The sequence below is a fragment of the Brevibacterium sp. RIT 803 genome, assembly GCF_016892625.1.
In the GTDB taxonomy this organism is placed as follows: Bacteria; Actinomycetota; Actinomycetes; order Actinomycetales; family Brevibacteriaceae; genus Brevibacterium.
In genome coordinates this window covers 822,219-844,741 of the sequence record NZ_JAFEMW010000001.1, presented here as the reverse complement: position 1 = coordinate 844,741, position 22,523 = coordinate 822,219, and the positions used below count along the sequence as shown (strand labels likewise).

The 22,523-nt window shown below is 58.9% G+C and carries 15 protein-coding genes; 10 read left to right on the top strand and 5 right to left on the bottom strand.

The window, feature by feature from the left end:
• Positions 1-59: 59 nt before the first annotated feature.
• Positions 60-1,925, bottom strand: coding sequence for a glycosyltransferase family 2 protein (locus tag JTF07_RS03845; protein ID WP_204232969.1), 1,866 nt, complete (start codon positions 1,923-1,925; stop codon positions 60-62).
• A gap of 415 nt (positions 1,926-2,340) precedes the next feature.
• Here JTF07_RS03845 and JTF07_RS03840 point away from each other — a divergent pair, with 415 nt between their 5' ends.
• The 3 genes from JTF07_RS03840 to JTF07_RS03830 all read left to right on the top strand — a co-directional run bounded on the left by JTF07_RS03840 (position 2,341) and on the right by JTF07_RS03830 (position 8,686).
• Complete coding sequence (locus JTF07_RS03840) at positions 2,341-3,771, top strand: D-ribitol-5-phosphate cytidylyltransferase (protein ID WP_204232968.1); 1,431 nt, start codon at positions 2,341-2,343, stop codon at positions 3,769-3,771.
• Positions 3,752-7,321: a CDP-glycerol glycerophosphotransferase family protein gene (locus JTF07_RS03835; RefSeq protein ID WP_204232967.1), complete on the top strand. Its 3,570-nt coding sequence runs from the start codon at positions 3,752-3,754 to the stop codon at positions 7,319-7,321. The genes JTF07_RS03840 and JTF07_RS03835 overlap by 20 nt, the downstream gene beginning before the upstream one ends.
• A 114-nt stretch (positions 7,322-7,435) precedes the next feature.
• The gene (locus tag JTF07_RS03830) at positions 7,436-8,686 is read left to right on the top strand and encodes a CDP-glycerol glycerophosphotransferase family protein (RefSeq protein WP_204232966.1); all 1,251 of its coding nucleotides are present in this window, start codon (positions 7,436-7,438) and stop codon (positions 8,684-8,686) included.
• A gap of 81 nt (positions 8,687-8,767) precedes the next feature.
• Here JTF07_RS03830 and JTF07_RS20785 read toward each other — a convergent pair whose 3' ends face one another.
• On the bottom strand, positions 8,768-10,405 hold the full coding sequence (locus JTF07_RS20785; protein WP_204232965.1) for a stealth family protein: 1,638 nt from the start codon (positions 10,403-10,405) through the stop codon (positions 8,768-8,770).
• Between the two features lie 37 nt (positions 10,406-10,442).
• A complete protein-coding gene (locus JTF07_RS03820; protein WP_204232964.1) occupies positions 10,443-12,176 on the bottom strand; it encodes a stealth family protein in 1,734 nt (577 codons plus the stop codon).
• Positions 12,177-12,417: 241 nt separating this feature from the next.
• On the opposite strand from JTF07_RS03820, the gene JTF07_RS03815 reads away from it, so the two are divergent.
• From JTF07_RS03815 to JTF07_RS03795, 5 genes are read left to right on the top strand one after another with little or no spacing between them, the layout of a single operon-like run.
• Complete coding sequence (locus JTF07_RS03815) at positions 12,418-13,470, top strand: TetR family transcriptional regulator (RefSeq protein WP_353843862.1); 1,053 nt, start codon at positions 12,418-12,420, stop codon at positions 13,468-13,470.
• Positions 13,471-13,481: 11 nt separating this feature from the next.
• Positions 13,482-15,029, top strand: coding sequence for an ABC transporter substrate-binding protein (locus JTF07_RS03810; RefSeq protein ID WP_204232963.1), 1,548 nt, complete (start codon positions 13,482-13,484; stop codon positions 15,027-15,029).
• A gap of 1 nt (position 15,030) precedes the next feature.
• On the top strand, positions 15,031-15,984 hold the full coding sequence (locus JTF07_RS03805) for an ABC transporter permease (protein WP_204232962.1): 954 nt from the start codon (positions 15,031-15,033) through the stop codon (positions 15,982-15,984).
• Entirely contained in the window at positions 15,981-16,898 is a 918-nt protein-coding gene (locus JTF07_RS03800) for an ABC transporter permease (RefSeq protein WP_198396709.1), read from the top strand. Before JTF07_RS03805 ends, JTF07_RS03800 begins: the two co-directional genes overlap by 4 nt.
• Positions 16,898-18,661 carry an ABC transporter ATP-binding protein gene (locus JTF07_RS03795; RefSeq protein WP_204232961.1) on the top strand — a complete coding sequence of 588 codons (1,764 nt, stop codon included), beginning with the start codon at positions 16,898-16,900 and terminating at the stop codon, positions 18,659-18,661. Before JTF07_RS03800 ends, JTF07_RS03795 begins: the two co-directional genes overlap by 1 nt.
• Before the next feature lie 67 nt (positions 18,662-18,728).
• Here the strand turns inward: JTF07_RS03795 and JTF07_RS03790 are convergent, their stop codons facing one another.
• Complete coding sequence (locus tag JTF07_RS03790) at positions 18,729-19,391, bottom strand: cache domain-containing protein (RefSeq protein ID WP_204232960.1); 663 nt, start codon at positions 19,389-19,391, stop codon at positions 18,729-18,731.
• A 13-nt stretch (positions 19,392-19,404) separates the two neighbouring features.
• A complete protein-coding gene (locus JTF07_RS03785; RefSeq protein WP_204232959.1) occupies positions 19,405-20,178 on the bottom strand; it encodes a winged helix-turn-helix domain-containing protein in 774 nt (257 codons plus the stop codon).
• Positions 20,179-20,277: 99 nt separating this feature from the next.
• Here JTF07_RS03785 and JTF07_RS03780 point away from each other — a divergent pair, with 99 nt between their 5' ends.
• Positions 20,278-21,321 (top strand): ABC transporter ATP-binding protein, encoded by a 1,044-nt coding sequence (locus tag JTF07_RS03780; protein WP_252199253.1) that lies wholly within the window; start codon positions 20,278-20,280, stop codon positions 21,319-21,321.
• 14 nt (positions 21,322-21,335) lie between these two features.
• Positions 21,336-22,520 carry an ABC transporter substrate-binding protein gene (locus tag JTF07_RS03775; protein WP_204232957.1) on the top strand — a complete coding sequence of 395 codons (1,185 nt, stop codon included), beginning with the start codon at positions 21,336-21,338 and terminating at the stop codon, positions 22,518-22,520.
• The last annotated feature ends 3 nt before the right edge of the window (positions 22,521-22,523 follow it).

Here is a 22,523-nt window from a genome sequence, read left to right as displayed (position 1 = left end):
GTTCATTCAGACAGAATCCTTTTCATACTCGCGGCGTCGGGGTGAAAGGCATGTGTGAATCAACTGGCTCCGTGCCGCAGCTGACGGAGACTGATTCTTTTGCTGGACGAGTCGTCGATGGTGTGCAGGTTACCTTCAACATCGATCAGTGAAATTATATAGGGGCCGTGTTTGAAGACCGATCGTGGAATAACTACAGATGCGCAGTCGCCACTGTATTTCACGAATTCAGCATCGATTAACTGGGTTCTTTTGGACGATTGAACTTTCGCCCCGGCAAAATATTCAAGATCGCCACGTAGTGTGGCGACTTCATTTTTGAATAGCGTGAGTTTCCCTGCAACTTCGGCAATTCCCGTGTTGTCTGGAGAAAGGTATTTCTGTGTGGGCCCCACGTCGATGGTGAGATTGCCAAATCGCGTGTAGATGATTGCAGCGCAAACAGGGGAGCCAACGAACGTTGGGCTGGTGTTGATTGACGGAGCTTTGGATTTGCCGAACCTCGAGCTCAATGTGAATGTCCCCCAGCTTGCCTCGACGAACGCGTCCCACTCGCCGGGGCGATCCAGCTGGTCTATCGGGATCGCAACTTCGAATTGGACGCTGCCACCCTCTCCGATGTTGGCGGTATGTGTCAGATCCACCGTGAAACGCTTGTCCACGGAGTCCCGGCGGTGAGTCCAGACCATCTGTGCGGTGTCTGGCCCCCGCGAGTCGCCGTCGATCCCAAGCGAACCGCGTAGGTGAAGGTCGGAACCCGTGCGCCAGATTGCCTGTCCCCGTGTGTTGAGCTTCAGGTTGAGATTGTCGAACTGGGAGCCACGGGCAGATTGGTAGAAGAACTGTGATTGCGACTCATCGAACTTCAGCGGAATCGGTTCGTTGTTCGCCATGCTATTGCTGATGGCCTCGAGCGACTCGATGTCTCCAGCTGCTAACTGATCAATGAGGAGCTGTGACTCCAAAGTTCCGCTTGCCCGCAGCTCGTCATTCCATAGGGGCGTAATCAGCTCTTGAAATTCAGTAACCATCTTCTGACGTTCGTCCCTGCCGAAATCCAGCAACCACGGCTTGCCGAACACGGTGCGGACGCCAGCGTTCGCAGTAAGTGGCCGGCGAAGGAGTGTGCTTCTTCTGCTTCCAGTCTCTGGTCCGTTTGCGATCACTCCGATGAGTGTCTTTATCTTCAGATAATGTTTTCGGGCCGACTGCCCTTGGCTAGTGACGTTGGTTCCGTCGTCCCGTCCGCGTGCCCAGTAATAGACCCTGTCGGCGAGAATCGATACATGAGGACTGTGGAAGTAGGCTTCCATCGCGAATGGCTGATCTTCGCCGATCGTATATCCGAGTGGGAACCGAATGTCGTTCTCTTGCAATATGGAGCGTCGATACAGCTTGAGAGCGCCCAGCGTTGTGTATGCCTTGGAATCGATGTAATCGACTTCGTAGACAGTTTTCTTGAATGCCTGGGTGGGAACATTGCTTGCTCGTTTCTGAGAACCAAACTCACCTAGTTTGCAGAGCACGACACCGGAATTCGTGTCGTCTGCAACTGTAACGAGGCGCCTCAGCGCGTTTGGCGCCAGCTTGTCATCGGCGTCGAGGAAGAATACGTATCGTCCGCGAGCGTGATCGAGCCCAACGTTCCTGGGCGCCGAGGCTGAACCGCTGTTGGGGATGGTGAATACGGTCAGCTCGTCTATGAGTTCAGATAGTCGACTGAGCACCGAGAATGTCGCATCGGTCGAGCCGTCGTCGACTGCGATGATCTCCAGTCGCTGATCGAGGAATTCCTGGCTCGTCACCGAGCGGATCGTCTCCTCAACGAGCGATTCGCAGTTGTATGCGGGAATGATCACGCTGACGTCGATCTCCTGCCGACCATCGCGATCGACGTTTTGGTCCGTGTCGGTGGACTCAGCCAATAGGGGCTCCAAAATATGAAAGCGGTGCGGTGTTTTCCTGGTACGAAAGCTTTTCAGCTGTTCCGTGTCCGAGTGTGTTGCCTGACTCCGCGGGCAACTTGTAGTTACTTTGATCGAGGATACATGGCGGGGGCACAGTCAGCATGAACGCTTGGAACTTGGTCAGTCAGTGTCTTCTGGCAAATGACGAGCTGTGGACTCGATACTCAGACTCGCCATTGTGGAGACTGCATTAGCGGTGGACCGTGGGGCTCTCCGCTTCAGTTGACGAAAGATTACTTGAATATCAAACAGCTTCGTAGTGGCGTGAGCCCGCCGCCTGAAAGCGCGCAGTTCAACTAGAGTTGACTGTTAGAATATCCTAATGCCCCGAGAGGGGTCTACCACTTTGTTATGAATTCTGGGAGCTTGTGAAGTGACAAACACGCGAAATATTGCAGTCGTTCTTGCGGGAGGCGTCGGTACCCGCATCGGTCTCAATACGCCCAAGCAGCTGATCAAAATCGCTGGTAGGCCGATCATGGAACACACGCTGTCGATATTTAACGAGCATCCCCAGATTGACGAGATCATCGTGCTCATGGCGCAGGGACATTTGGACCGTGTACATGAGATCGTGCGCAAGAACGGCTTCGAAAAGGTAACACAGGTGCTCGAAGGCTCGGGGACCCGAAATGAAACTACGCAAGTGGCATTGAGCGCGATTGCTGAAGACTACAACGCGGACTGCAACGTAATCCTGCACGACGCTGTTCGCCCCTTGCTCGCTCCGTCGATCATCAACGATGTCATTGATGCTCTGGAGAAGAATGATGCAGTCGATGTGGCGATTCCGTCGGCCGACACGATCATCGAGGTCGAAGACGGAGTCGGCTCTTATCCGGTCATCAAAGATGTCCCGCCACGGGCAAACCTGAGGCGTGGACAGACACCGCAGGCTTTCAAACTCTCCACTATTCAGAATGCCTATGACAAAGCGGCTCAGGACCCCAATTTTGTGGCTACAGATGACTGCACTGTCGTGCTTCGATACACCCCAGAAGTGCCAGTGGCGGTAGTGGCAGGGGATGACAGCAATATGAAGGTCACCGAACCGATCGACATCTATATTGCGGACAAATTATTTCAGCTTCCGAGCCGCAGCGAACATGAAGTCACAGAAGACGTTCTCCGCACGGCATTGGCCGGCAAGACAATGGCCGTGTTCGGTGGCTCCTATGGCATCGGTGCGGATATAGCCGCACTTGCCGTGAAATACGGCGCGACGGTCAAGAGCTTCTCCCGGTCGACGACCTCAACTCACATCAATAAGCGAGACGATCTCATCAAGGCTCGGGACGAAATTCTGGCTGAAACTGGTCAGATTGATTTCGTGGTCAACACGGCCGGTGTACTGCCGCTGGGCCGGCTCGATGAAACGTCAGACGACGAGATCTATGCTGCAACCGAGATCAACTACATCGGACCGATCCTGCTTGCGCAGACGTTCTATCCGGAGTTGGTAAAGAGCCGCGGATCTCTTCTTCTCTTCACTTCCAGTTCATACACGCGTGGGCGCGGGAGTTACAGCCTCTACAGTTCGGCAAAGGCTGCGACCGTCAACTTGACCCAGGCGCTTGCAGACGAATGGGCAGCAGACGATGTCCGAGTCAATTGTGTGAATCCGGAGCGGACCGGCACTCCGATGCGTACCCAGGCCTTCGGCGCCGAAGACCCAGGATCGTTGTTGGATTCGCAGACAGTGGCGAAAGCATCGCTCGAAATACTCATTGCCGACAAGACTGGACACGTGGTCGATGTTCGTCGCGAGGACCCCCTTACCGGTTATGCCGAAAATGCAGAGTGATCAGACTCAGGAGTCGCAGTCGGATCCGCGCCGCAGCCGCTTCCTGCGTACCTCACTGAGTTCAGTCTTCTCCTACGGACTCTCTGCACTCGGAGCAGCGCTCTGCGGGGGGTTGGTGACGGTCGCTCAGCCGAGCCTGCTGTTCCTCGGCGGTGTTCTCGCGGTGCTGCTCTGGGACACCTACCGGCTGTGGGCGAAACGTTCTCGACTCGGGCACCGCGCAGCAGTTCGCACTTTGGCAGTTGCTGCTGTCGCGCTGGCCTTTGCAAGCGGCACTTCAGAACCTGAGGTGGTCTGGATGGCTGCGATGGCAGGGGTCCTGCTTGCCGCGCCCATCTCGTTTGAGAGTCTTCTGGCCCGGGGCACTCACAATTCGGCACCATTCATTGCTCACCTTCACGGAGTGCGTGTCTATTCCGACCTTGGTCGTGTCGACCGCCCCTTAGTCACCTTCTCTGCGACTGTCATAGCTACGGGAGCGATCCTTGCTTGGGCGGAGGTAACTCCCGGAATATGGCTGACCTTGGCATTGATCCTCGACTTTGCCTACCTTGCCCTTGCGGTTGTTTCCTACATCCGGATCAGGCGAAACGCTGACGCCAAGTCAAGGGTTGCTGAAGCTGTGTCGGAGTATGCGCCCGAGTTCTATATCTATACGGCGAGGCCAGACGATGCGTCGTACCAGATCCTCATGTGGCTTCCGTACCTGGAGCGCACCGGGAAGAAGTTTGCGATCATCACTCGCAATAACCCTCCGGCGCGGATCTTGGCTGAGCACACAGATGCGCCGGTCATTGTTTGTCGAAAGTCTTCAGATCTGGAGAAGATGCTCGTTCCGTCACTCGGTGCAGTCTTCTACGTCAATGCATCGTCCGGCAACGGTGCGATGACCCGACATCAGGAATACACGCATGTGTATCTGGGCCACGGCGATTCCGACAAACCTCCGTCGTACAACCCGACGCATGCCATGTATGACAAAATCTTCGCTGCAGGTCAAGCGGCAACCGAACGTTACGTCGCTCATGGTGTGACAATTGCAGAGGACAAATTCGAGATTGTCGGGCGTCCTCAGCTCGAAGCAGTCGACGTAGCCACTGAGCTCCCGCCGCAATCGGTCCAGCAGACTGTGCTCTACGCCCCGACATGGCGGGGCCACGTTGAAGAGACGATGCTGTATTCGCTGCCGGTCGCGCCCGAGATGATTCGGGAACTGCTGCGCCGCAAACTGCGAGTGATCTTCCGCCCTCATCCTTTCAGTTATGAGTTCCCCGAAGACGTGAAAACGATCGGCATCATTCATGACTTGCTGGCCGCTGACAGGGATGAAACGGGGACTGCGCACATCTTCGGCGCAGCGGCGGAAACTGAAATTGGAATCATCGACTGCGTCAATCTCTCGGACACGATGCTCTCCGACGTTTCCAGCGTTGTCTCCGACTACCTCTACTCCGGCAAGCCATTCGCCATGGCCGCTGTCAGCGCAAGTGGAGACGAGTTCATCGCGGAGTACCCAATCGCTCGAGCCGCCTATGTTCTCAATGGAGACCTCAGCAATCTCCACGAGATCATGGATTCGTTGCTGACTTCTGACCCGAAACGGCAGGAGCGCCTCCGCTATCGCAGTTACTATCTGGGCGATTTTTCGGCCGATGGGTATGCAGGCAACTTCATCTCAGCGGCCGCTCGAATGGCCTCCAACGTCGAGAACGAATACGTCGGTGAAATCGACAGCGACGTTGTCGGACCGGATGACACTGAGGAAGATGGTGCAGATGCGGCACCGACAACACAAATCGCGGACTCGGAAGAGCAGTCTGACGATGACGACCTTTCGGATACGAAGTCAGCGAAAGACACTCTGTCGTTGATTTACCGCAAGCTAGGGGGAAGGACACTCCTCCCCACCGGATTCGCGTCACTGGTCTTCATCCTGACCATGGTTGAGGCGCCAGCAATATTGACCGGTATCACCGGAGCTGTGGGAAGCGCGGCTTTCCTATTCATCCATAGGCGCAGGTTCAAATCACGCAGCCGACTCGCTGGAATACTGCGTGGAGCCAACGCGCCTCGAGCGTTGCTTGCGTTGTCCTTGGCCGCTTATTGGAACTCGATTTACGGGCCTTCGTGGGCAGTCTCAGCTGCTGCAGCAATCGTGGTGCTGACTATCGTGCTCGAGACCAGCCTCGTGAGAGCCTGGAGGGTCACTGGCCTTGAGGCTCGCAATCTTCCCGATGCCGACACACGTGGCACACAGCCGATCGGTCGGGGATTCGTCGCGGTGGGAACAACTCTTGTCACACTGATCGGTTGGCTGTTGGCAATATTCGGATCTGCTCCGCTTGTTGTATTCCTGCTCTCGTTGTTGCCATTGCTGCTGGGAGTCACCCTGCTGTCCACTGGTATCGAGCGCGGCCTACGCAGCCTTCGTCTCGACAGTCAGCTGCCGCAGATCCTTGATGACTACGGAGCCGAATTCGCCGTGTATTTCGGCTCCAACATGGGCATCTCCTATCAGCTGGGTATGTGGCTGCCCTACTTCGACCAGATCGGCAGACGCTACATCGTCGTGACCCGCAGCCTGAAGATGATGCGCACAGCTGGACAGATGACCGAAGCACCGGTCATCAACCGACCGACGCTGCGCAGCCTCGAAGATGTCATCACACCGAAGCTGGGTGTGGCCTTCTACGTGAATAACGCGGGCAAGAACACGCATTTCATCGAACGACGGGAAATGACGCACGTATGGCTGAACCACGGAGACTCTGAAAAGCCTGCTTGCTTCAACCCGGTTCACGCGATCTATGACTACATCTACGCCGCCGGACAGGCTGGAATTGATCGCTATGCGCGGCACGGAGTTGAAATCCCCAGGAAAAAGTTCGCCATCGTCGGGCGACCGCAAGTCGAACAGATTGAACCTGCACGCGGTGACATTGCTGATATTGCCGATAAGACGGTTCTCTACGCGCCGACCTGGCGAGGCGCCTACCAGGACTCAGAACTGTACTCATTGCCGAGGGGCAAACAGATCGTGCAGAACCTACTTGATCGCGGGTGCACCGTCATCTTCCGAGCCCACAGCCTGAACTATAAATACAGTGTGGCGCGCAGCCTCATCGCCGAGATCCAGGAACTCCTCGAAGCAGATGCTCAGCGCACTGGGCGAGCACATGTCTGGGGGCCAATTGCCGAGAAGGAGATGTCGCTCGAAGAGTGCTTCAATATCTCAGACGCAATGATCTCTGATGTCTCCGCGGTCGTCAGTGATTACCTGCAATCCGGTAAACCACTGTCCATCGTCTCTGTGGGGAGGTCGGCTGAGGAACTTGAGTCAGAGGCCCCAGCATCGAAGGCGTCGTACGTCATCGAAGGGGACCTGTCGAACGTTGATGAGGCAATCGACCAATTGCTGGGAACTGACCCGCTTCGTGGTGACCGCGACAACATGCGCAAGTACTACCTCGGCGATTTCGAGGCAGAGCACTATGCCGAAACATTTCTCCGCACAGCTCGCGGAATGATCGATGCCAATTACAATGCATGACGGAGCGAGATACATGCTTGATCTGGGCCTGAGAATTGCCGTGAACAGGGAGTCGTCCCGCGACGCAGGGTTGCCGCGGGAATCGCCGCTTTTCGAAGGGGCCGTGGTGCTTCAATGACAGGATTCCCATTCAGCAGTATCAAAAGAATCGCCCAGAACTGTGCGCGACGGGTCTCGCGCTCACCTCTGGGAGAGCTTCTCAAATCATGGCTACGGGGCAGTGGACCGGCAGACCGATTCGGAATCGAGGTCAGAGGAGATCGCTCCTCAGCTGACGTCATCGGCTATTTCGGTGATGGGCCCGACCAGCTCTACCAGTTGCAGCAGTGGATCCCTGCGCTGGAGGCACTGAACGAATCCAGGCCCGTCATTCTGATCTTTCGCCAACGGTCAGCTTTCAAAGCTGCGAAGTCACTGACATCAATTCCCTCTGTGCTCGCGATCTCCTATCCTGACCTCGCAGAGTTGTATGCCGACAATGATTATCGCTTGGCCATCTATGTGAACAACGGAATGCGGAACTTCCAATCGATGGCAGACACGTCCATCGTCCATGTGCACGTCGATCATGGGGAGAGCGACAAGAAGAGTTCGATATCGAACCAGCTCAAGGCTTACGACAAAGTTTTTGTTGCTGGATCTGCGGCGATAGCGCGTTGTGAACAGGCATTGTGGGGGCTGGGCAAGAACAAGATGGTGACCGTTGGAAGACCACCGCTTGATGGGAAATTCGAATCGATTCTGCCCCACGACAACCGTCGGACCGTGGTGTATGCACCGACCTGGCAAGGCGAGGACGAAGCCAACAACTTCACGTCAGTCGATACGCTCGGCCCTCAGATCGTAGAAGCACTCACTGCCCTGGATGTGAGGGTCGTCTACAGACCGCATCCTCGTGTTGCGGCGACGCACGATGCGGCAGTAGTGGACGCGGACCGGGCAATCCGATCAATGCTCCACAATGCCGATGAAGGGGGTGGTGCTCATGTCGTCTCCACGGATGGCAGCATCCTTGACTTGTTCGTGGATACTGATGTGCTCATCACCGATGTCTCCAGCGTCGGCCCCGACTTCCTGTTCCTTCATCCGCATAAAGGGCTGATCCTCACAGACCGGCACACTGAGGCCGCGAGCCCGGGGCTCAAATCTCCTTTGGCTACCGGCCTGGGAGCCTTGACTAAGGCGAACCTGAACCGACTTCCTCAGATGATCGAGGATTCTCTGAGTGATGATGCTCTTCTCGACGCACGGCGGCGCCTGAAGGCTCACTATTTCGGCGCGACTACTGCAGGTGAATCGACAAGTCTGTTCATCGCTGCCATTGAGGATTCAATTCGCGAGCGTGTAAGCGGACATAGAGTATAAGCGAATTCCCTCACCCGACCCTGGTCAGTGCAGCTGGGAACCCCAGTGAGGCAGAGACGAACGCTTCGGGCAGGCTCAGTGTCAGGACTCGAAGGAGCTTCTGCAGGGGAAATACGACTCAAGGAAGTCTCCGACTTCTTCGTCAGTCAGAGGTTCCACATCATCCACTGGTGCGTCGTTGAGGCACATCGTTGAACGGTTGCGCAGACGCAGCGTGTCTCGCAGCACCCAGCGGTAGTTGTCGTCACGGATATTGATGTAGCGATAGGTGATCGAGGTGGCCACGGCTCTACCGACGATCTGCGCATAGTAGTGGTACAGCTGGTCGGCAACGATGTCTTCGTGGTGTCGGAAACGGCTGGACCAGGTGTGTTCGAATGCGTCTGGGAATCTGTCCTCCATCTCGAACAGCACGCTTTTGAGCAGCGGATACGGTGTGTGTTTGACTGCATGGGTCACTGTGATTCCGAATTCAGACTCCAGCAGCCGTCGGATATTCCTGGTGAGGTTGAAGTGCGGGCCGTCCTCTGCCGTCGGTGCACCGAACGGTCGATGGTTCCTGGATGGGAACGCTTTTGCCAGGCCGGTGGGTAGGAAGAAGTCGTGGGGGCGAACCGGTTTCCCCAGCATCACATCATCGTTGAGGTAGATGAAGTGTTCGCTCAGGTCCGGGATGTGGTGGAGACGAGAGATGATCGAGTTGCTATTGAACGTCGGGAGATGATCTGCATCGTCATAGATATCTGCATGGCTGATCATGCGGATCTTCGGATGATCAACATCAAGCCAGGTAGGTACTTGGCCCGAGGTGACGATGTAGATCCGTCTGAACCAGGGTGCGAAATACTCCAGCGATCGCAGCGAATACTTCAGTTCGTCCTTCGACTCGAAGCGGGCTTCATGATTAGCCTCCGGGTGGTACTCATCGCCTGCGAGATCGGCTTCCAGCCGGCGCTTCGATCCGATCCACTCGGGGTCGGCACCATCGACCCAGGTGTACACGGCATCGATCGGAAACGTGATGTCTTCGAGCATGGTGCGATTGAGCACCGCAGGGGTGCGGCATTCTCGTCCTGAGCCGGTCGAGGTCTTCTCCAGGGTGAACTCAGCGTCGGACATGAGCTTGGCGGCACGGTTCTCCGCAGGAGCTTCGATCACCACCCTGGAGTCTGAGATGATCTCCGTCCAGAACTCGATCGAGCAGCCATAGCGGAAGCCGAAGGCCCAGTTGGTCTCGGTCACCTTCTTCGGTGCGGTGACATTGATGATTCGGGCGGCGGGGTCCTGGCAGAGGTCGACCACCTCGGTGAGGGCGACTGCAGTCGACTGGGGAGTCTTGACGTAGATCGGAACGTTCGTCTTCGGTCGCATCAGGGCTGCGGCTACGAGTGATTTGGCTTCTTCTCTCACACCGATCCGGTAGCCGCGGCCAGCATAGTCCTCGACCAGCCACCACTCGATCTTTCGTGAGTCGAGCGCATCGGCCACATACTCAAAGTTCTCCAGCGCAGCCTGCGCGGGTGTCATTGCCGGAACCAGCAGATTCAGAAGGTCTGCGTGACGGGCCACATCATGTTCGAGGGTGAACCCGTTCCGTTCGGACTGGCGGCGCTTCGTCTTGCGTCTGCGCTTGTTCAGCTGGCGCAGCTTCGCGAGCCCCGACCGACGAAGCTTGAGATACCTGTTCTCGCCCGAAACTCTGATGACAATCGGTTTCACCAACCCCACCAGAGTCGTGCTTAGACCACTTCGCACATCAACCTGCTTTCTCCTGTGTGAATGCGTAGTTCTGCCGATCCAGATGAGTGGTCGGGCTGCAATTGACCGCTCGGGCAACGACGGGTGAGTCATCGCCGGCAGTCAGCTCGAAGCTTGACGGCACTGGGAACCGGTCGGTCAAGAAACGGCGAACCTCCCGATCGACGCGATCTGCCTCGGTCTGCGGAAGATCGGTCTCATTGATGCAGCAGACGTCGAGATCGGTGCGACGGGCGATACGACCCAGTTGCAGGGTCAGATCTTTTCGCGCGAGATCCACGAATTGATATCCGATGCTACCCTCGACCGATCTGCCCTGCGCATAGGCATCGAAATGGTGCAAAGACGCTGGGATGGAGAAGTCATCGGGCGCTCGGAACCGGGAGGCGGCAACCTGAGCGAACATGTCCGGTGCATCGCGTTCCATCTTTTCCAGCAGCGGTCTGAGCTGAGCATGTGGAGTGTGCTTGAGACGGTGAGTCACAGTCCTCCCGTATCTCTCCAGCAAGTAGTCGCGTCCCTGCTTCGCGGCTGAGATTATCGGCAGATCTCGTGGCGACCACCCGTCGACATCGACTGGAACGATTGAGGGGAAATGCTTGGCCAAGCCGTTGCCGGTATAGAACAGTTCGGGCTCAGTGGGGCGCAGGAAGAAACAGTCGTCGTTGAGGTACAGATATCGGTCGCTCAAGCCCGGGATGTGGTGAAGCTGGGACTCGATCGCGTGCGAGTTGAAGACTGGAAGCACCTCAGGATCGGTGAAGATTTCGCGATGGTCGATGACGGTGATCTGTGGGTGCTCGGTGTTCAGCCACGGTGGTATCTGATTGTCGGTGACGATGAATATGTGTCGTGCCCACGAGGCGTAGTACTCCAGGGATCTCAGTGAGTAACGCAGTTCGTCTCGTGAGGTGAATCGCGATTCCGCGAGCGCGCTCGGTTCCGTGAAATTGAGATCGACTTCCTTGTGTGCAGCATGCATTCGTCGTCTCCACGCAGGATCCCCGCCGTCGACCCAGGTGTAGACGATGTCGACGGGTTGGTGCAGTGCTTTGAGATGTGGTGCAGGCAGTCGAAGGATCGAGCCGTTCGTCAGCGCATTCTGCCAGACGCTCGGGGTGATGTAGTCGACCACGAGGTCGTGTTGCGGCTGTTTGCGTCGCAGAGTTCCTGGCAGGTGCACGGCCCCGTCAGCGCGAGCGACGCCTGGCCCCAGGTGCTCCCAGATTTCGATGGTGACAGTCTCCTTCACCGTGCTCAGCTCCCGGCCGTTGGGGGCGACACAGTGGCGGAGGCAGCGGATGGCAGCCAGGCGGTCTGGGTTCTTCGTCGCTTGAGCGACACTGACTGTGCGGTCGCTGCCGTCGGCAAGGTGCATGCTCCACGATTCGTCGGTCCGAGAGCCGAAGAGCTGATTCGAGATCGCCGACAGCGCGTCCGAGGCGTGAGGGGCGGCGACGACGATCGTGGGGTGAAAAGGGGTAGTATCGGGCAGTTCGACGAAGTCGACGGCGGCCAACCACAGCGCCCGGCGGACGTCGGCCAAGCTCGAAGCCTGGGCCGATCGTGCGTCGTAGACATCACTGATCTGGGATGCCTGATTCGCCGGTGGGCTGCTGATGATCTGCTGCCAGGCGTGTTCGCCGTGGCGCAATTTGGAGATCCAGTGTTTGCGCTCAGGGGTGAGGTGCTGTGTGATCGCAGATCGGATCGACCTGGGTGAGAACCACAAGATGGGCTCCTCCTCAATTTGCGGATAGACCGGTCGATGCACCCTTGCAAGGCCCTGCCTATTGGGATGCACTCTAGCCTGTGAGATGCGCCAGGTTGAGGCAACGCACCGAGGAACCTCAACAATGATGCCCGCAAAAACGACGTCCGCAGTTGGCGCCGGCAATTCGGGAGGTCACAAAAAACTACCCAAAATCCAAGTAAGTATTGCCAAAATCGCAACACCTGTGCAGAATGTAGAGGTGGTTGAGACGAGCGATGGCGCAGGCGACAGCCGAGAATCCCTGCTGATCCGCGTCCGCGGTGCCATCAAATCTGCCGGAATCAGCCACAGCGAAGTCGCTCGCAACATCGGTATCGAACCGAGCAAACTGTCCAAATCCCTGGCCGGAACACGCAACTTTCGGATCGAAGAGATCTCGGGGATCGCGGGCCTGACAAACGTCAGCACGGACTGGCTCACCAGCGGACGGACCGCCCGACCACCTCGGCGGAAGATCGTTCCGAACTCCTCTGCGAACGACTCGGATGAACGGAACCTGGCGGGGCGCCCCAGCCCGGAGGAAGCCCGACTCGAGGCGGATCCTGCGGAGTTGCGAGCTCCGCAGCAGAACCAGCCGAAGGTATCTGGCGAGGACTGGGTGCCGAAGGGCAAACGCAATCAGCGCCGAATCGTCGCCGCTGCCTGGGAGCTCTACGCTGATCGGGGCATCGACAATGTGCGCACCGAAGACGTCGCCCATGCATGTGGACTCAGTGCCTCGGCCATCAACTACCACTTTCGAACCAAGGCTCAGCTGCTGCAGGCAACGCTGCGCTACACCTTGGATATCCTCTCCGCCACACGCGGTCTCATCGACCCTGATGACCCTCTGAGCACGCTGCGCCGATTCGCACAGGTCCACGCCGGCGTCGATGACAAGATACGCCGCGTCTGGTCCATCTGGGTGCAGAGCTGGTCCAGGGCATCAGTCGATGACGAAGCGCGAACCAATCTCACCGATGTCTACGCCGAATGGTTCGATCTCTTCGCCTCCGTCGTCCTCGCAGGGCAGCGCACCGGCACCATCCGGGCCGGGGACACCATCCTCATGGCCAAGGGCCTGAGCGTCTTCATCGACGGACTCGGCGTTGCACGGAGCACGGGACAGATGGGGATCACCGACGATGAGGCGCTCCAGATGCTCGACGACTACCTCAATGCACACATCATCGCCGTCACTGACAAACGGACGACGGCAGAACACAACGGGCACGACGCACTGACGCCCGTACGACCCGGACCGCAGTCGTAGGAAGAAGGCACATGAACACACCGAATCGAAGACAAGCGCTGGGGGCGGGGCTGTCGATATCAGCACTCGCCGGCTTGAGCGCCTGCGGGGGCGGCTCCGTCGGTGCCGCCGACGCAGGGAAACCAATCAAGGGCGGAAGCCTGCGCGTGGGAGTCACCGGAGGCAACTCCGCGGACACCGTCGATGCCCACATTCCGGTCAACAGCGGCGACGTCTGCCGCGCCGTGAACCTGTACAACGCGCTCTACGGGTGGGATGACGACTCTCAGGTTGTGCCGCTGCTGGCAGAGTCCTTCGAATCCAACGCCGACGCCACCGTGTGGACGTGCACCCTGAAGCAGGGCATCAAGTTCTCCGACGGCAGTCCGATCACCCCGGACGATGTGATCTTCACCTTCAAGCGGATCACGGACCCCGATGATCCCAAGACCGCGGCAGCGAACTTCTCCATGCTCGACAAAGTCGTCGCCAAGGATGACCGCACCGTGGAGTTCCACCTCAGCGAGGCCAACGGACTGTTCAAGGACGCAGTCGCCGAATACACCGCGGCGATCGTCCCTGAAGGCTACGACCCGGAGAACCCCGTGTGCTCGGGGCCATTCAAACTCAAATCGTTCACCCCGGCCCAGTCGACGGTGCTCGTGCCCAATGAGCACTACTTCGACTACGACAAGATGTACCTCGACGAGGTGCAGCTGCTGAACTTCAACGACTCAGATGCACTCATCAACGCGCTCCTTTCAACCCAGGTCGACGCGATCGCGCAGATCCCAGTGGCACTGGTCGAGGTCATCGCCGCCGATGAACGCATGGCCATTCTCAACTCCGAGACCGGCATGTGGCTTCCGTTGACCATGCGGGTGGACAAGAAGCCCTTCGACGACGTCAAGGTGCGCCAGGCCTTCCGCCTCGTCGTCGACCGGGAGCAGATGATCGAACAGGTCCTGTCCGGCTTCGGCACCGTCGGCAACGACATGTTCGGGCCGCTGAGCGAGAACTATCCCGAGTTCCCACAGCGCAAGCAGGACATTCCGAAAGCCAAGAAGCTCCTCGCCGAGGCGGGCTATCCCGATGGTCTCGATGTCGAGTTGGTGACGGCTCCGATTCAGTCCGGTGCCGTCGAATCTGCTCAGGTCTTCGCTCAGCAGGCCGCCGAGGCCGGTATCCGGGTCAAGATCCGCAGGGTCGACGCGACGACGTTCTTCGGCGAGGAATATCTGCAGTGGGACTTCGCGCAGGACTTCTGGTACACCCGAGATTTCCTGCCGCAGGTCATCTCCTGCGCTCTCGAAGAGTCGCCGTTCAACGAAACCCACTGGGACGAGCCCGCCTTCAACAAGGTCTTCGACAAAGTCCGCGGCATTCCCGAGGTCGAGAAGAGACGCGACGGCGAACACGAGCTGCAGAAGATGCTCTACGACGAAGGCGGTTACATCGTGTGGGGATTCGCCAACCAGGTCGATGCTTTCCAGAAGTACGTCGGCGGGCTGGTCAAGAACTCCACCGGACGGCCCCTGGGCGGCTGGCGGTTCGACCGCGTATGGATCGGAAAGGTGTGACATGTTCGGAAAAGTCATCGGACGCAGGCTGATCTTCTCCGCCTTCATCCTCCTCGCAGTCTCCCTCCTCGTCTTCGGCGCCACGTTGCTGCTGCCCGGCGACGCGGCCCGAGCCATTCTCGGCCAGCAGGCCACTCCCGAGCGCATCGCGGCGCTGAACGAGCAGTTGGGTCTCAACCAGCCTGCCTGGCAGCGGTACTTCTCCTGGCTGGGAGGACTCTTCGTCGGCGACTTCGGCACCTCGACGGCCAGCGGCGGTTCCGTGGCGCAGCTTCTTGGTGAGCGAGTCGGAAACTCGTTCATCCTCATGGCCGCGGCCGCCATCATCTCAGTGCCTCTGGGCATCGGCTTGGGTGTCTACCAGGCACTGCACCGCGGTGGCCGACGCGATCAGGCCATGACCGGCCTCAGCCTCGTCTTCGCAGCCATGCCGGAGTTCGTCATCGGCATCGGCCTCATCGCGATCTTCGCGACTTCCGTCTTCCAGATTCTGCCGGCCGTGACCCTGGCTCCGCCGGGCCAACCCGTGTGGGGTCGACCCGAGCAGCTCATCCTGCCTACCTTGACCCTCATCCTCGTCGTCACTCCCTACATTGTGCGGATGATGCGCGCGACGATGATCGAAGTCCTCGACTCCGGTTTTGTGGAGATGGCCCGACTCAAGGGCGTACCCGAGACGCGTGTCATCATGCGCCATGCTGTGCCCCACGCTCTGGGACCGGTTGCGCAGGTCGTGGCGATCCAACTGGCGTGGCTGGCCGGCGGCGTCGTCGTCGTGGAGTTCCTGTTCCGCTATCCGGGTCTGGGCCAAGCGCTCATCGATGCGGTGACCTACCGTGATGTGCAGGTCGTGCAGGCGATCTCGATGCTTGTCGCCGCTGTCTACGTCGTGGTGAACCTGGCGGCCGATGTCGTCGGCATCCTCACCAACCCGAAGCTGAGGAGTGCAGCATGAGCACGAACACGAATAGCCTCGACGACCTCAAATCCGCCGCGGTCGACGGTGGTGAGGTGCCCAAGGAATCACAGACCACCTACACGCCGTTCTTCAAGCGCGTGCTGGCACAGAAGCAGGGCAAGATCGGTCTGACACTGACCATCATCGTCCTGCTCCTGGCCTTCTGCGGACCGCTGCTCCTGCCCTGGGCCACCGGCAACACGGCAACCGAATTCGTCGCCAAACCCTTCAGCCCACATGGGCTCTTCGGTTCGGACAACCTCGGCCGCGATGTGCTCTCCCGGTTCTTCGCCGGTGGACTCACCCTCATCGTGTATTCGGTCCTCGCCACCGCGCTCGGCATGATTCTGGGCGCGATCATCGGCATGCTCGCAGCCTATGTGGGCGGGACCTTCGATGCGATCATCATGCGCCTCAACGATGTCATCCTCGCCGTCCCGCAGCTGGTGTTCGCGCTGTTGGCCATCACCGTGCTGGGTCCACAAGGGTGGGTGCTGGTGACCGTCATCGGCGTGACCCATGCCCCGCGCATCGCCCGCGTCGCACGCTCAGCAACTCTGGGCGTCATCACCGAGGACTACATCCTCGCCGCAGAGATGTATGCGATGCCGCGGTGGAAGGTGCTGCTGCGTGAGCTGCTGCCCAATATCACCGGGCCGCTGAGTGTTGAGGCCGGGCTGCGCCTGACCTACTCGATCGGCTACATCGCGTCTCTGTCGTTCTTGGGACTCGGCCTGCAGCCGCCCGCGGCTGACTGGGGTCTGATGATCAACGAGAACCGGATCGCGCTGAGCATCCAACCCTGGGGTGTGCTGCTGCCGGTGATCGCCATCGCGCTGCTCACCATCGGCACCAACCTGCTTGCGGACTCCTTCGCCAGGGCCACCGCATCGACGTCAGTGGAGGCATGATGACCACCGAGACAACCACCGTCCATCATGATGATGCGAACCTTCCCAATGAGAAGATCGTTCTGCGTGTGACCGATCTGAAGATCGCGACGACTGCCGGCAGTGAGATCCTCCACGGCGTGAACTTCGCGCTCAGCCGCGGCGAGATCCTCGGCCTCGTAGGGGAGTCGGGATCGGGTAAGACCACAGCCGGTCTGGCCTGCATGGGCCACTTCCGGGAGGGGCTGAAGTTCGCCTCCGGGTCCGTGAGCCTGTGGCCTCGCGGTGATGACACCGCCGTCGAGGTGGTCGAGCTCGACGAGGTGGCTGTGCGGTCCCTGCGCGGGTCGCGGATCGCCTACATCCCCCAGGACCCTGCGCTCTCGCTCAACCCTGCGATGCGGGTGGGCGAGCAGATCCGTGAGGTCCTTGACATCCACGAATTCGGCAACTCCGAGGCCGAACGCACCGAGCGGGTGGCCGCAGTTCTCGTCGATGTCGGACTGCCCGGTGACAAGTCCTACCAGAAGCGGTGGCCGCACCAGCTCTCCGGCGGTCAGCAGCAGCGCATCGGCATCGCCATGGCCTTTGCCATGTACCCCGACGTGCTCATCCTCGACGAACCCACCACAGGCCTCGACGTGTCCACGCAGGCCGTCGTCCTCGATACGATTCGGCAGATGACTGTGGCGAACAATGTCGCCGGTCTCTACATCACCCACGACCTTGCGGTGATCAAGGACATCTCCGACCGGGTGGCAGTGATGCTGCGCGGTGACCTCGTCGAAGAGGGCCCGGTGGAGTCCGTGCTCCATGACCCGCAGCACGAATACACGAAGATGCTCATGTCTGCAGTACCGGACCTTGCCGGTCGCAAGACCATCGGCGAAGGTGCGGCAGCGGAACCTGAGCCCGAATCCAAGGCCACGCACATTCTGGTCTCGGACAAGGAGCCGAAGTCTGAGGACTCGAGCGAAGGTGCGCAGGCGCTGGGGTCCGCGGATTCAGCGGGCGGTGCAGCCACCTCGGCGAGTGCACCGTTGCTGCAGGTCACGGATGTGGCACTGGCCTACGGGAAGGCGCAGATCCTCGACGGGATCAACCTCACGCTGGAACCTGGCGACTGCACGCTGCTGTTGGGGGAATCAGGGTCGGGTAAGACGACTCTGTCCCGGTGCGTCGCCGGGCTCAACGATGACTACTCCGGTGCCGTGCGGCTGCGCGGTCAGGAGCTGGCGAAGTCGACGCGGAAGCGGACGAACGAGCAGCGGGTCGGCATTCAGTACGTGTTCCAGTCCCCGTTCTCCTCGCTCAACCCAAGGCGCTCGATCGGTCAATCGTTGACCGTTCCCCTGGAGATGAGCGGTGAGGGCACTGCCGCGAGCCGGAAGGCGAAGGTCGAAGAGGCCCTGGACTCTGTACGTCTGGGTCGCAGCTTCTATCACCGTCGGCCAGGTGACCTCTCCGGTGGTGAGCGGCAGAGAGCCGCGATCGCCAGAGCATTGGTCAACCAGCCTTCGGTACTGGTCTGCGATGAGATCACCTCGGCGCTCGACGTCAGCGTGCAGGCCTCGATCATCGGGCTACTGCGCACGCTGCGGCAGGAACACCAGTTGGCGATGCTGTTCGTCACGCACAACATTGCGCTCTCGCGCCATATCGCGGACAACCTCGCTGTGCTCAACAAGGGCACAATCGTCGACTACGGGCCGACCGCCCAGGTCCTGGAGACCCCGAAGCACGAGTACACGCGCACGCTGATCGCGGACGTGCCGAAGTTCTGAGACCTCGGGCAGAGCACAAGAGATGTGCTCTGCCCCAGGTGAGCTGTTCCGCCGTGTGTAAGTAGGCTCAGCGAGGGGCCGCGATGGAGAGGAAAGTTCCTGGCACGGGTGTGAGCACATACGATTCGAGTTGAGCGGGCTTCAGCCTGCTGCCGGTGGCAAACCGGGGGTCGAGGCTGATGGCGACCAAGTCGTTGTTGGACAACAAGATCGCCTCATCGCTGACATCTTCGAGGAGTGATTCGATTTCTTCCTCGAGGCTGCGGACCGTCATATCGATTCCCGCGACCCCATAGAAGTCGCCGGATATCTCCAGCGGGACGGTGAAGGTGAATGCGAACTGGTCCGTGCACATGTAGTCAACGAAGGGGCCGGTCATGTGCGGGCGTCTCGTCGTTGCCGGTACTCGGTACCATTCGATGTCCTCCAAGCCGGCCTGATAGGTGCCGAGCTCGGTGAGATCGGCGTCAAGAGGCAAGGGCTCCACACGACCGTTCTCGCGTTGAGTGACCCACCACAGCAGCGACCGAGACTGGTCAAGCACAGCAGGGTGGACGCTGACTATTCCTGCGCCGGCGAATTTGCTCGTGGAGTTGAGCGCGTCGAAGACGACCTCCTCCAGTCGAGCCTCCAGTGTTCGAGGAGCGGTCGAGAGCGATTCAATTGCGACACTCGATACCCTCTCGATCGTCTCTGGAATTTGAGCCTGCCAAGCGGTGATAACATCCACCAGCCTTGTCATTTCAGGCGTTTTGCTGATTGTTCTCACGTTCGTGCCTTTGTGCGTCATTGCGTCTGGACAACAGCCATCTGAGTGAGATGGTAACAGCTTCCTCACGGGCCTGGATCGCAGCGTCCGTGTCACCTGAGATCATCTCATTGAGCATTGTCCCATTGAGTATGCGGATGGAATTTCGCAGGTCTGGATCGTCCAACCCGATCCACAGAAGCGCCCCGAAATCATTCTGGATTCGGATCTGTTCGTGAACCAGACGAACTGATTGGGACTCACCTGCCAGCCGAAGATCCAAACCACCTTGTACTGACCGAGCTTCAGCGCCGTCGGTGGGGTCTGAACGAAGAAAGGTCTCGCGCACGGCGCCCAGATTCTGTTCGAGACCCATGGCGGAGATCGTCCGCAGCACACCATCGACGATAGTTCGGTAGTAGGTTGCCAGATCGGTGATCTCTGCACGGGAGAGCGCAGCGATTCGTCGTTCCAGTAAGGCATGTGCGTGGCTGGAATCGACTGCGACGAAGCTGCCACCGCCGCGTCCCTGCTTGGTATAGATGAGATCGGTGGCCCTCAGATGCTGTAGGGCCTCCCTGACGGTGACGAGCGAGACTCGGAACCGCGATGCCAGAGCCGACTCCCCGGGGAGTCGGTCGCCTGGGGCGAGAACTCCCGTCGCAATGGCATCTTCGAGACGCTGCCGGATCCTGGAAACCAGCGCTTTCTCTCCGATCGGGGCATAGATGGCCGCAGTGACCGAAGAATGTGTACGGCTATCTTCCATATGTCCAGTATCCGAGTGGAAGCTGATAAAACCTTGAAACATATGGTTTCATGTGTTTGTATGATTTACGACACAATCACCTGGTTTGAGGAGCGCACCATGACAGAAACCGCGGCAACCGCGATCTCCCTCCGGGGTGTTGAGCGGCGGTTTGGTGATGTCGCCGCAGTCGATGGAGTCGATCTGGATATCACTGAAGGAGAGTTCTTCTCGATGCTCGGGCCATCCGGCTCCGGTAAGACCACGGTGCTGCGGTTGATCGCTGGCTTCGATGAACCGACAGCTGGCACGATCGAGCTCTCCGGCAAGCCAGTCCAACGCCTCGCGTCCTACGACCGCGACGTCAACACCGTGTTCCAGGACTATGCGCTCTTTCCACATCTCAACGTGATCGAGAACGTCGAATTCGGCCTGCGCATCCGCAAGGTGTCCAAATCTCGCCGCCGCCAACTGGCGCGAGAGGCACTCGACCGGATGAGATTGGGCGCGTTTGAACGTCGCAGGCCAAGTGAGCTCTCCGGCGGACAGCGGCAGCGTGTTGCCCTCGCCCGTGCCATTGTCGTGGATCCGAAGGTTCTCCTGCTGGATGAACCCTTGGGTGCCCTGGACAAGAAGCTGCGCGAACAGATGCAGGTCGAGCTCAAGGATCTGCAGCGCAACCTCGGCATCACCTTCGTCTTCGTCACCCATGATCAGGAAGAGGCACTGACCCTCTCAGACCGAATCGCGGTCTTCAGTGACGGGAAGATCCAGCAGGTTGATACACCGGAGAACCTCTACCGTGCACCAGCGACGGAATTCGTCGCATCATTCGTCGGAACATCCAACCTCTTCGACGAAGAGCACTCTCAGCGGTTGCTGGGACTGAACGGAATGTACACGATCCGACCGGAGAATCTACGCGTCTCATCGGCAGGAGATGAGCATGCTGGGCGGCTGACTGGAACTGTTCGCAATCGGATGTTCATCGGCGCGAACCATCGGACGATCATCGATGTCGACGACATCGAAGTGTCTGTCCTCGAACCTGCCGACTCTCCCAGCCGCAGCCTCGGCGAGCAGGTGAGCCTCGATTTCAATGAATCTGACGTTCGGAGACTCCGGGCGGACGAACAATCAGCGGCACACGTCGCACTTGATTAAGGAGAACAGTGAAGATGACACTGACAAAGCGCGCCAAAGGAGGCGCGGCCCTCATTGCGGCGCTGGCATTGACGTTCGGGATGAGCGGTTGCGGAACATCCTCAGGTGAGAAATCTGCTTCCGGGGCCACGGAGCTGAAGGAACTCGGCAAGGCCGAGGGCGAGGTCTCGCTCCTGGCATGGCCGGGGTATGTGGAGGACGGGTCGAACGATCCCGATGCGGATTGGGTGACTCCTTTCGAAAAGGAGACCGGCTGCAATGTGAAATCCCAGACCTACGGTACGAGTGATGAAGCGTTCAACCTCATGAAGCAGGGTGGGATCGATGTTGTCGCGGCCTCCGGGGACCTTTCTCTGCGACTCATCGCCGCGGACGACGTGCAGCCGATCAACAATGATCTCGTCCCCAACTACAAAGATGTCTACGACTTCCTGAAGAACCGTGACTGGAACTCACTTGACGGCAAGAGCTACGGAGTCCCGCACGGATATGGGGCGAACCTTCTGATGTACAACAAGAAGGAGTTCAAGAAGGCCCCGACCTCGTGGGACGTCGTCTTCGACAAGTCCGACGAGCATAAGGGCAAAGTGACAGCCTATGATTCGCCGATCTACATCGCTGATGCCGCGGTCTACCTGATGGATCACAATCCGGAGCTGGGGATCAAGAACCCGTACTCGCTTGATGAGAAGCAACTGGATGCGGCCGTCGAACTGCTGAAGAAGCAGAGTCCGAATGTGGCGGAGTACTGGTCGGATTATCTGAAGTCTCTGCAGGGCTTCGAAAACGGCTCGGTTGTCGCTGGCACAGGATGGCAGGTGACGATGAACGAGCTCGACCCGAAGAAGTTCGGTTCCGTCATCCCCGATGAGGGGACCACCGGCTGGAGCGACACCTGGATGGTCTCGGCGGATTCCGAGCACACCACCTGTTCGTACAAGTGGCTCGACTACATGTCCAGCGCCAAGGGTTCGGCAGCGGCAACTGAGTACTTCGGCGAAGCTCCGAACAACCCAGGTGCTTGCAAAGAAGCCGAAGATCCGAACTTCTGCGATACCTACCATGCCGGAGACGAAAAGTACGCCGAGGGTATCTGGTATTGGACGACACCAATCAGTGAGTGCCTTGACGGGCGAACCGACGTCAAATGCACAGACTACGCCGCGTGGACCAAAGCGTGGCAGCAGATCAAAGGATGATCA